General features: G+C 63.3%; 10 protein-coding genes. 4 read left to right on the forward strand and 6 right to left on the reverse strand.

Translation table 11 applies throughout. The annotated features are described in order from the left end of the window. Window positions 1-100 precede the first annotated feature (100 nt). Window positions 101-451, forward strand: coding sequence for a DUF3301 domain-containing protein (locus ABB27_RS13835; RefSeq protein WP_057629365.1), 351 nt, complete (start codon window positions 101-103; stop codon window positions 449-451). Between the two features lie 452 nt (window positions 452-903). Here the strand turns inward: ABB27_RS13835 and ABB27_RS13840 are convergent, their stop codons facing one another. The 6 genes from ABB27_RS13840 to ABB27_RS13865 all read right to left on the reverse strand — a co-directional run bounded on the left by ABB27_RS13840 (window position 904) and on the right by ABB27_RS13865 (window position 5,940). Further along, window positions 904-1,338 (reverse strand): ClpXP protease specificity-enhancing factor, encoded by a 435-nt coding sequence (locus tag ABB27_RS13840; RefSeq protein ID WP_057629366.1) that lies wholly within the window; start codon window positions 1,336-1,338, stop codon window positions 904-906. Window positions 1,339-1,419: 81 nt separating this feature from the next. Next, a complete protein-coding gene (locus tag ABB27_RS13845) occupies window positions 1,420-2,055 on the reverse strand; it encodes a glutathione S-transferase N-terminal domain-containing protein (protein ID WP_057629367.1) in 636 nt (211 codons plus the stop codon). A 142-nt stretch (window positions 2,056-2,197) separates the two neighbouring features. Then, complete coding sequence (locus ABB27_RS13850; protein WP_057629368.1) at window positions 2,198-2,941, reverse strand: cytochrome c1; 744 nt, start codon at window positions 2,939-2,941, stop codon at window positions 2,198-2,200. Then, a complete protein-coding gene (locus ABB27_RS13855) occupies window positions 2,934-4,196 on the reverse strand; it encodes a cytochrome b (RefSeq protein WP_057629369.1) in 1,263 nt (420 codons plus the stop codon). Before ABB27_RS13855 ends, ABB27_RS13850 begins: the two co-directional genes overlap by 8 nt. 2 nt (window positions 4,197-4,198) lie before the next feature. Beyond that, entirely contained in the window at window positions 4,199-4,819 is a 621-nt protein-coding gene (gene petA / locus ABB27_RS13860; protein ID WP_057629370.1) for a ubiquinol-cytochrome c reductase iron-sulfur subunit, read from the reverse strand. Between the two features lie 176 nt (window positions 4,820-4,995). Then, window positions 4,996-5,940 (reverse strand): lytic transglycosylase domain-containing protein, encoded by a 945-nt coding sequence (locus tag ABB27_RS13865; RefSeq protein ID WP_057629371.1) that lies wholly within the window; start codon window positions 5,938-5,940, stop codon window positions 4,996-4,998. A 146-nt stretch (window positions 5,941-6,086) separates the two neighbouring features. On the opposite strand from ABB27_RS13865, the gene miaB reads away from it, so the two are divergent. From miaB to ybeY, 3 genes are all read left to right on the forward strand, one after another. Further along, window positions 6,087-7,535, forward strand: coding sequence for a tRNA (N6-isopentenyl adenosine(37)-C2)-methylthiotransferase MiaB (gene miaB, locus ABB27_RS13870; RefSeq protein WP_057629372.1), 1,449 nt, complete (start codon window positions 6,087-6,089; stop codon window positions 7,533-7,535). Window positions 7,536-8,112: 577 nt separating this feature from the next. After that, complete coding sequence (locus ABB27_RS13875; protein WP_057629373.1) at window positions 8,113-9,099, forward strand: PhoH family protein; 987 nt, start codon at window positions 8,113-8,115, stop codon at window positions 9,097-9,099. Beyond that, window positions 9,096-9,581 (forward strand): rRNA maturation RNase YbeY, encoded by a 486-nt coding sequence (gene ybeY, locus ABB27_RS13880; RefSeq protein ID WP_057629374.1) that lies wholly within the window; start codon window positions 9,096-9,098, stop codon window positions 9,579-9,581. The genes ABB27_RS13875 and ybeY overlap by 4 nt, the downstream gene beginning before the upstream one ends. The last annotated feature ends 322 nt before the right edge of the window (window positions 9,582-9,903 follow it).

Here is a 9,903-nt window from a genome sequence, read left to right on the forward strand (position 1 = left end):
CATTCCGACTCCGGTCACCTACTGAAGTTGGCTGAAGCGCGGGCGCGCAGCACGGATGCGGGGGCTGCGCAGGAGCGAGCGGATCGCCTAAAGTGAGGGCATGCCTACCCTTCTTATCCTGATGATTGTCGGCGCGATTGGTTTTGCGTTCTGGGACCGCTCCCGCGCCGCTGCCGACCGCGCCACCGAACTGGGCCGCAACGCCTGCCGCGCCGCTGATGTGCAATGGCTGGACCAGAGCGTGCACAGCACCGGCCTGCGCCTGTGCCGCCTGCCCAATGGCTGGCTGGGCTTCGAGCGCAGCTTTCGTTTCGACTATTCCTACGACGGCCTGGACCGGCATACCGGGCGCATGGTCTTGCGCGGCCGCGAACTGATCTCGTTCAGCGGCCCCGCCGCCGCCCAGATCGGCCGCCTGCGCAAAAGCACCGAAGAAGCCGAAGACATCTAAGCCCGCCATGTAGTGCCGAGCCATGCTCGGCAAAAGCCTTACCGGCAAACCCAGCCGTAGTGCCGAGCCATGCTCGGCAAAGGCCTTACCGATACACCAGAACATGTGGGAGCGGCATAAGCCGCGAAGCTGGTGCATCACCCGATCGCCGGTATCCCGCAATCCAACGGTCTATCAGCTTCGCGGCTGACGCCGCTCCCACAAGGCCAGCCCACCGCTCAGTGCGGACCGCTTCGGTAGTGCCGAGCCATGCTCAGCAGAGGCCTTACCGGCAAATCTGAAGGCTGCACCCGCCTTGTAGGAGCGGCGTCAACCGCGAAGCCGGCACCCTCGAAACTGCCAAATGCATGCAATCAGGCGGATCATCAGCTTCGCGGCTGACGCCGCTCCTACAAAAGCAATTGGCGCAGCCGGCACAAACAAAACCGCCGCCTTGTGCGGCGGCGGTGGAATTATTTGACTACCCGCAGGAACGGGCGCTTGGCGGCGGGCTGTGGCCGCTCGGGCGGATCGGTGGGCGGCGTATCGTCGTCATCCGGTGTGGTGTCGTTACCTGCGATATCGTCGGGCAGCGCCATGCCCTGCCCGGTCTCACGCGCATAAACCGCCAGCACCGCGGAAATCGGCACATACACCGGGAAACTGGTTCCGGAAAAACGCGCAGTAAAACTCACCGCGTCATTGTCGATATGCAGGCCAACCACGGCACGCTCGGCAATATTGAGCACGACCCGATCTTCCTTGACCGCACTGCTCGGCACCTGCACACCGGGCACGCCGGCATCCACCATTACGTGCGGCGTCATGCCGTTATCGTTGATCCACTCCACCAACGCCCGTAGCAAATACGGCCGGTGGCTGCTCATCCGGAAAGTTTCTTCAGTCATGTCACAAGTGTACGCGGCATTGAAGCGCGATCACCGCCCAGCGGCGGTGATCGATAAGTTCAGATACAGCCAAGCATCGGCTCAGCCGGGCAGATCACGCAACTTTTTTTCCTGATCGGTCAGGCTGCGGATGAAACCCGGGTGGCGGAAAATACGGTTGCCGTAGTCCTCGATCGCCTTGCCGTCCTTGGGCAGCGCAACCCCCAACGACTCCAGGCGCCAGATGATCGGCGCCATCGCGCAATCGGCCAGGCTCATTTCCGGGTTGAGGAAGAATTTCGACGCCTTGAACAGCGGCACCGACTGCGCCACCAGCTCCTTCAAACGCTTGCGGCCGGCCTCGGACTGGGTCTTGTTACCCATCTGAATAGCCTGCACCTGCGGCACCCAATCATGCTCGATACGCAGCATCGCCAAGCGCAGCCGCGCCCGTGACAGCGGGTCGACCGGCATCAACGGCGGGTGCGGGTAGCGTTCGTCCAGGTACTCGCTGACCACCGACGCCGCGTACAGCACCAGTTCGCGCTCAACCAGGGTCGGCACGGAGTGGTACGGGTTCAGGTCGATCAGGTCTTCCGGTGGATTCTGCGCATCGACCGGCACCAGATCGTAAGTCACGCCCTTGGCAGCCAGCACCAACCGCACCCGATGACACAGGGCGTCATCATTGGCAGAGAACAAAGTCAGGGTATTACGCATACGCACACTCGCCGCCATCAAAGGCTCTCCATCGGTCGGATTCCGCCAACCTTAAGGCCCCGCCAGCCCATTGCCGACGGTGACCACGGTTACCCGAGTGTGCCAAGCCATGGGCACAATTGCCAAGGCCCCCCTTGCACATCCCAGGCTTACACCAGGCTCAATGTACGTCTTTCCAGTATTCGGTCTTCACCAGATAGGCCAGGAAGGTCAGCAGGGCCAGGAACAACACCACCCAGACCCCCAGGCTCTGCCGCTTCAGGGCAGCAGGTTCGCCGGCGTATTCCAGAAAATTGGTGATGTCACGCACAGTCTGGTCATAGCTGCGCGCATCGACCTTGCCCGGCTGGGCCAGCTTGAGCCCGACGACCGGCGGCTCCAGCCCTTCCTGCTCGGGCTTGCCATGGATGGCGTGCTGCATCCCCTGCAGCTCCCACAGCGGGTTGGGCATGGACGCATTCGGGAACACGCTGTTGTTCCAGCCCAGCGGCCGCGACTCATCCACGTAGAACGACTTGAGGTAGCTGTAGACCCAGTCGCTGCCACGCACCCGCGAGATCAGGCTCAGGTCCGGCGGCATCTTGCCGAACCACTTGGTGGCCTCATCGTGCGGCATCGCCACCTGGATCTGCTCGCCATAGGCGGCACCGGTGAAGTTGAGGTTGTCCATCACCTGCTGCTCGGTGAGCCCCAGGTCCTCGCCCATGCGCGAGTAGCGCAGGTACTTGAGCGAGTGACAGCCCGAGCAGTAGCTCATATAGGCCTGCGCGCCCCGCTGCAATGAAGCGCGGTCGCCCAGGTCATTGCCGGCCTGCATCAACTTGCCGCCACCGGAGGCAAACGCCGGGACACAGAACAGCATCGCGGCAGCCATCGCCAACCGCACAATCCACTTGTCAGTCATGCGTCGTCACCCGGTCCGGTACCTGCTTGGTGCTGTCGATCTTCGTCCAAAGCGGCATGGTGATGAAGAAGGCGAAGTACAGGAAGGTCAGCACGCGACCGACCCAGGTTTCCCAGATCGCCGTGCCCGGACCGGAACCAATCACGCCCAGCCACACGAAGCACACCACCAGGATGCCGAGCATCAGCTTGGAGATCGGGCCGCGGTAACGGACCGACTTGACCTTGGCCTTGTCCAGCCATGGCACCAGGAACAGGATGGCGATGGCCGAGAACATCACCATCACGCCACCGAGCTTGTTCGGGATGACCCGCAACATCGCGTAATACGGGGTGTAGTACCAGACCGGCTTGATGTGCTCAGGCGTCACCAACCGATTGGCCTCGGTGAAATTGTCGTGTTCAAGGAACAAGCCGCCAAATACCGGCGCAAAGAAGATGATGAAAGCCGCCAACGTAAGCAGGAAACAGACCCCGAACAGATCCTTGACCGTGTAATACGGGTGGAACGGGATGCCATCGGTCGGCGCAGTCGGCGACCAGCGGTTGCCCTTCGGCCCCTTCTTGATTTCCACGCCGTCCGGATTGTTGGAGCCCACTTCGTGCAGCGCGCCCAGGTGCAGCACCACCAGCAACAGCAGCACCAGCGGCATGGCAATCACGTGCAGCGCGAAGAAGCGGTTGAGCGTGGCATCGCCGGGCAGGTAATCGCCCATGATCCATTCGGTCAAACCGTTGCCGATCACCGGAATGGCGCCGAACAGCGAAATGATCACCTTGGCGCCCCAGAACGACATCTGGCCCCACGGCAACACATAGCCCATGAAGGCTTCCGCCATCAACACCAGGTAGATCAGCATGCCGAGGATCCACACCAGCTCGCGCGGCTTCTTGTAACTGCCGTACATCAGCCCGCGGAACATGTGCAGGTAGACCACGATGAAGAACAGCGAGGCACCGGTGCTGTGCATGTAGCGGATCAGCCAGCCCCACTCCACGTCGCGCATGATGTACTCAACCGAGGCGAACGCCTCGGCCGCGCTGGGCTTGAAGTGCATCGTCAGGAAGATGCCGGTGACGATCTGGTTGACCAGGATCACCATCGCCAGCGAACCGAAGTAGTACCAGAAGTTGAAATTCTTCGGCGCGTAATACTCGCTGACATGCTTGCGGTACACCGGCACCAGGCCCGGCGCCCGCTCATTGACCCAGTTGCTCACGCCGCTGACGGTGCGGCTAAGAATATTGTCGGCCATGATCAGGCTGCCCCCTGCGGATCAACGCCAATGACAAGGGTGTTGTCATCCACATAGTGGTGCGGTGGCACCAGCAGATTGATCGGCGCCGGCACATCCTGGAACACGCGCCCGGACATGTCGAAACGCGACTTGTGGCAGGGGCAGAAATAGCCGCCCTTCCACTGCGCGTCATAGGGCTCGGGGCGGATTTCGGCAACCATTTCCGGCGAACAGCCCAGGTGGGTACAGAGCCCAACCAGCACCGAGATGTCAGGCTTGATCGAACGGAACTCGGGATTGCCCTTGAGCACGTAATCCGGCTGCTGGTCCTTGTTGCCGGACTCCGGATCCTTGAGCCGCGCATCCAGGGTAGGCAGGGCCTGCAGGATGGCCTTGGACCGTTTGACGATCCAGATAGGCTGGCCGCGCCACTCCAGGATCAGCCGTTGGCCTTCCTGCAGGGCACTGATATCGGCAGTCACCGGGGCACCGGCCAATTTGGCACGGGCGCTGGGATTCCACGACTTGATGAAAGGAACTGCGGCGAAACCAACACCAACTGCCCCGACCACAGCGGTGGTCGCTGTCAAAAACCGCCGACGTCCGGTGTTGACTGGATCATTTACCCCATCGTTTGCCATCCGGCACTCCGATATTGATTAGGTAGCGAGATGCTGCCAGCGGCCTGGTGGGGGCCATTCCGCTCTGAATCGAATCGTTCCGGAGTGTAGCGGAACGCTTAACGCTCATACAACGCGATCAAACACCAGTCCGCGAAATTTGTCACGGCCTGTTGCAACAGAAACGGAGGTGGACCTTATTGGCGCGTGGCCAGTTCGCCACGGTAGCGGTCGGCCAACTGCGCAACGCGCTGCACGTAGTACTGGGTCTCTTTGTAAGGAGGCACGCCGCCATGACGGTCCACCGCGCCCTCGCCCGCGTTGTAGCCGGCGGCCGCAAGGGTCAGGTTGCCGTTGAAGCGACGCAGCAGCCACGACAGGTATTGCACGCCGCCGCGGATGTTCTGGCTGGCATCGAAGGAATCGGACACCCCGAAGCGACGCGCAGTGGGCGGCATCAACTGCATCAGACCCTGGGCACCGGCGCGGCTGAGCGCGGTCGGATTGAACGCCGACTCGGCATGGATGATGGCCCGCACCACCGCCTCTTCGACACCGAACTCGCGTGCGGCCGCCGCAATCTCGGTGCTATAGGCCTGAGTGTTGAGCCGCACCGAACCGAAGTTGACCCGCGACTGCACACCGCAGGCGAAGCAGCGCTCGATATAGCTGTACTGGATGGTCCGCACCGCACCGATATTGGCGACCTGGGCCGGCCGGCTGCTGGTGTAGTGGCGCACCCCGTCCTTCATATAGGAGTAGACCTGCCCACTGACCACCCGCTGTGCGCGCCCGGCCGGAGCGGGCACCGGTGCAGGCGTGGATGGCAGCGCGGTTGGCGCGTTGCGCGCCGCCACGGCGGTACTGGCGGCGGCTTCGCCGGTCTGTCCTGCCGACGCTGCTGGCGTTGCGACCGGCGCGGCAACCACCGGGGCCGCCACCGGCGCAGGCGGCACATACCGGGGCGCCTCACGCGAGGGCCGGTAGTTGCTGACCACGCTGCAGCTGGCGCCACTGACGCGTTTGCTGACGTAATTGGGCACCCCGTCGCTGCCAATACACTTGTACAGCGTGCCGGCACTGGCCGGCAAAGCGACCAATGCAGCAGCAAGAGCGACGGTGATCCCCAAAATCCCCTTCATGGGCGGGGAGTCTCCCAGCTTCGCCGGGGCTTGCCAAGTATTTGACGCAACAGCCTTCGTACTGGGGCCAGCAGGCCGATACAATACCCAGCTACGAATGCAGCCCCAGCGGCTGCGTGCCCGCCCACCCGTCTGGAATAAGCGCCATGCCCGGGACGCCAGCTGCCCCTTTGCCGATCACGGCCGGTTTTGCCGTGACTACTGAAATGACCACTCCTGAATTGATTCCCCTGCCCGGCGTCAAGCCGACGGTTGCCGGCGGCGCGCGCGGTAAGCTCTATATCAAGACCCACGGTTGCCAGATGAACGAGTACGACTCGACCAAGATGGCCGACGTGCTTGCCGCCGCCGAAGGCCTGGAACTGACAGATAACCCCGAAGAAGCCGATGTGGTGCTGGTCAACACCTGCTCCATCCGTGAGAAGGCGCAGGAGAAAGTGTTCAGCCAGCTCGGCCGCTGGAAGGCGCTCAAGGCCAATGGCCGCGACGTCATCATCGGCGTCGGCGGCTGCGTGGCCTCGCAGGAAGGCGAAGCCATCGTCAAGCGCGCACCCTACGTGGACCTGGTGTTCGGCCCGCAGACGCTGCACCGCCTGCCGGAACTGATCCGCGCGCGCCGCGAGCAGAACAAGCCGCAGGTGGACATCAGCTTCCCGGAGATCGAGAAGTTCGACCGCATGCCCGAGCCGCGCGCCGAAGGTCCGTCGGCCTTCGTCTCGATCATGGAAGGCTGCTCCAAGTACTGCTCGTTCTGCGTGGTGCCCTATACCCGCGGCACCGAGGTCAGCCGCCCGTTCGAGGACGTGCTGGTCGAATGCGCGCAACTGGCTTCCCAGGGCGTACGTGAGATCAACCTGCTCGGCCAGAACGTCAACGCCTACCGCGGCCCCTATGGCGACGGTGAGATTGCCGATCTCGGCCTGCTGATCCGCACCCTTGCCGAAATCGACGGCATTGGCCGTATCCGCTTCACCACCTCGCACCCGCTGGAATTCAGCGATTCGCTGGTGGACGCCTACCGCGACGTGCCGAAACTGGCCAACTACCTGCATCTGCCAGTACAGGCCGGCAGCGACCGCGTACTCAGTGCGATGAAGCGTGGCTACACCGCCCTGGAGTTCAAGTCCAAGATCCGCAAGCTGCGCGCGGTGCGCCCGGACATCTCGATCAGTTCGGACTTCATTGTCGGCTTCCCCGGCGAGACCGATGTCGACTTCGACAAGACCATGAAACTGATTGAGGACGTGGGCTTCGACCAGAGCTTCTCCTTCATCTACTCGCGCCGCCCCGGCACCCCCGCCGCCGACCTGGAAGACACCACCAGCGAGGCCGACAAGCACGCCCGCCTGTCACGGCTGCAGGCACATATCAATGAGCACGCCGCCGGCATCTCCAAGGCCATGGTCGGCAGCGTGCAGAGCGTGCTGGTCGAAGGCCCCTCGCGCAAGGACCCGAACGAGCTGACCGGCAAGACCGAGAACATGCGCTCGGTGAACTTCGCCGCCAGCCCGCGCCTGATCGGCCAGTTCGTCGATGTGCTGATCACCGAGGCATTCAGCAACTCGCTGCGCGGCCGGGTAGTTACGCCGGACTGAGTTGGAGGTGGCGGCTGCTGCTGCGCTTCTGGTGGAAGGTGGGTTGCGAGGGCTTGGGGCTTGATTCATTGGTCCAGAGCAGAAGCGCCCCCTGCCCCGCGCGCCGGCCCTTGCGCTGGCGCCAGGCCGTTCGATGGACAGCGAACCCGTGGCTCGCAAGCTGCCTCTCTCACCCCGACGTGTGGGAGAGAGGGGAACGCCCTCGCTGCTCGTCTTCGCCTCTTACGGCTCGCGCTGCTGCTACCCGGCGGCTGCGGTCATTTATTCGCCACACCGACCCAGAGCCCGCCGTTACTGGGCTGCACGCGGTTATCCACACGTTCATCCCGGATCGATCCACACAAATTGTGGACAACTCGTTACCCGCAAACCGTCAAATGTGGCGGTTTTTTAACCAACCCGCCAAGAGGCTTATGCCGCAAGGGCTGGACAGGGATATCCACAGCTTGGCCAACGCCACATCCACATCGGCTGTGGAGAACCATGACGGCCGCGCCAAGCTGGTGGTCCGCCGGCCACGGGGGTAACCTTCTCCGGTCCAGGGCACGGCTTCGCCGGCCAGCAACTGTTAGTGAAAATGACCACCACCACGCATCGCGACTTCACTCTCGACCCGGCTGACAACGAGCGGCTGGCCAATCTGTCCGGGCCGTTCGACGAGCACCTGCGCCAGGTGGAACTCAAACTGGGCGTGGAGATTGCCAACCGCGGCCATGTCTTCCGTGTCAGCGGCCCCGGCAGAACCGCACTGGAAGCAGAAAAGCTGCTCAAGGCCCTCTATGTGGAGGCGGGCGAAGCCGTCTTCGACAGCCACGCGATCCACCTGCGCTTGAACCGCGCCAATGTGGATCATGTGACCGAGCAGGCCTATGAAGCGCAGGAAGTGGCGATCAAGGTCAAGCGCGGCACCGTGCGCGGCCGCGGCCTCAACCAGGCCAGCTACCTGCACCAGATCGCCACTCACGACATCAGCTTCGGCATCGGCCCGGCCGGCACCGGCAAGACCTTCCTGGCAGTGGCAATGGCGGTGGATGCACTGAATGAATCACGCGTGCAGCGGCTGATCCTGGTGCGCCCGGCGGTGGAAGCCGGCGAGAAGCTGGGCTTCCTGCCCGGCGACCTGACCCAGAAGGTCGACCCCTATCTGCGCCCGTTGTACGACGCCCTGTACGAGATGCTGGGCGTGGAAAAGGTGGCCAAGCTGCTGGAGAAGAACGTCATCGAGATCGCCCCGCTGGCATATATGCGCGGGCGCACCCTCAACGACGCCTTCGTGATCCTGGACGAGGCCCAGAACACCACCATCGAACAGATGAAGATGTTCCTGACCCGGTTGGGCTTCGGCTCCACCGCCGTGGTCACCGGCGACCTGACCCAGACCGACCTGCCCAAGCACGTCAAATCCGGTCTGCGCGACGCCATCGAAGTACTGCGCGGCGTGGACGGGGTCAGCTTCACCTTTTTCGAATCGCGCGATGTGGTGCGCCACCCGCTGGTAGCCCGCATCGTCAGCGCCTACGACCGCCGCGATCTGCAGCAGGTCAAACCCGGAGCAAGCGAATGACCAAGGGTCCTGTACGTCTCGACGTTGCCGTCAGCTACGCCCTGCCCCGCGCTGGCCTGCCGGCGGCGGTGAGCTTCCGCCGTTGGGTGGCAGCCGCCCTCAAGGGCCGCATCCGCGAGGCCGACCTGGCCATCCGCGTGGTCGACGCCAAGGAAGGGCAGTCCCTGAACCGTCATTACCGCGGCAAGGACTACGCCACCAACGTGCTCAGCTTTCCAGCCGACATCCCCGAAGGCCTGCCAAAGGGCGTGAAGTTTCCGCTGCTGGGCGATCTGGTGATCTGCGCCCCGGTAGTCGCCCGCGAGGCCGATGAACAGGACAAGGCGCTCAACGCCCACTACGCCCACCTCACCGTGCACGGCGTGCTGCACCTGCTGGGCTGGGACCACGAGGACGACAAGGAGGCCGAAGCCATGGAGCAGCTCGAGCGCGAAATCCTGGCCGACCTCGGCATTGCCGACCCCTACGCCAACGAGCAGTAGTGCCGAGCCATGCTCGGCAGAGGCCTTACCGATAGCCTGATGGTCCGCAAGGCTGCGGGGCTTCAGCCGCGAAGCAGATACATTTCCTGATCGCGGTCATACAGGCCACTGACGGATTGCCAGCTTCGCGGCTCATGCCGCTCCCACAACCCAGCGCCAAACCGCGATGCCGCGATCATCGGCATCAGGATTTCACCGAATGACCCCTGCGCCAACGAGCGCCAAGCCTCCTGTAGTGCCGAGCCATGCTCGGCAGAAGCCTTACCGGTAGCCTGATGGTCCGCAAGACTGTAGGAGCGGCATCAGCCGCGAAGCAGATACC

The sequence above is a fragment of the Stenotrophomonas terrae genome (genome assembly GCF_001431465.1).
GTDB lineage: Bacteria > Pseudomonadota > Gammaproteobacteria > Xanthomonadales > Xanthomonadaceae > Stenotrophomonas > Stenotrophomonas terrae.

Excerpts from the sequence above, each read along its gene's own strand:
- ABB27_RS13850 (WP_057629368.1), bottom strand. The coding sequence starts at position 2,941 with ATGACTGACAAGTGGATTGTGCGGTTGGCGATGGCTGCCGCGATGCTG.
- miaB (WP_057629372.1), top strand. The coding sequence starts at position 6,087 with ATGCCCGGGACGCCAGCTGCCCCTTTGCCGATCACGGCCGGTTTTGCC.
- ABB27_RS13855 (WP_057629369.1), bottom strand. The coding sequence starts at position 4,196 with ATGGCCGACAATATTCTTAGCCGCACCGTCAGCGGCGTGAGCAACTGG.
- ybeY (WP_057629374.1), top strand. The coding sequence starts at position 9,096 with ATGACCAAGGGTCCTGTACGTCTCGACGTTGCCGTCAGCTACGCCCTG.
- ABB27_RS13840 (WP_057629366.1), bottom strand. The coding sequence starts at position 1,338 with ATGACTGAAGAAACTTTCCGGATGAGCAGCCACCGGCCGTATTTGCTA.
- petA (WP_057629370.1), bottom strand. The coding sequence starts at position 4,819 with ATGGCAAACGATGGGGTAAATGATCCAGTCAACACCGGACGTCGGCGG.
- ABB27_RS13865 (WP_057629371.1), bottom strand. The coding sequence starts at position 5,940 with ATGAAGGGGATTTTGGGGATCACCGTCGCTCTTGCTGCTGCATTGGTC.
- ABB27_RS13875 (WP_057629373.1), top strand. The coding sequence starts at position 8,113 with ATGACCACCACCACGCATCGCGACTTCACTCTCGACCCGGCTGACAAC.
- ABB27_RS13845 (WP_057629367.1), bottom strand. The coding sequence starts at position 2,055 with ATGGCGGCGAGTGTGCGTATGCGTAATACCCTGACTTTGTTCTCTGCC.
- ABB27_RS13835 (WP_057629365.1), top strand. The coding sequence starts at position 101 with ATGCCTACCCTTCTTATCCTGATGATTGTCGGCGCGATTGGTTTTGCG.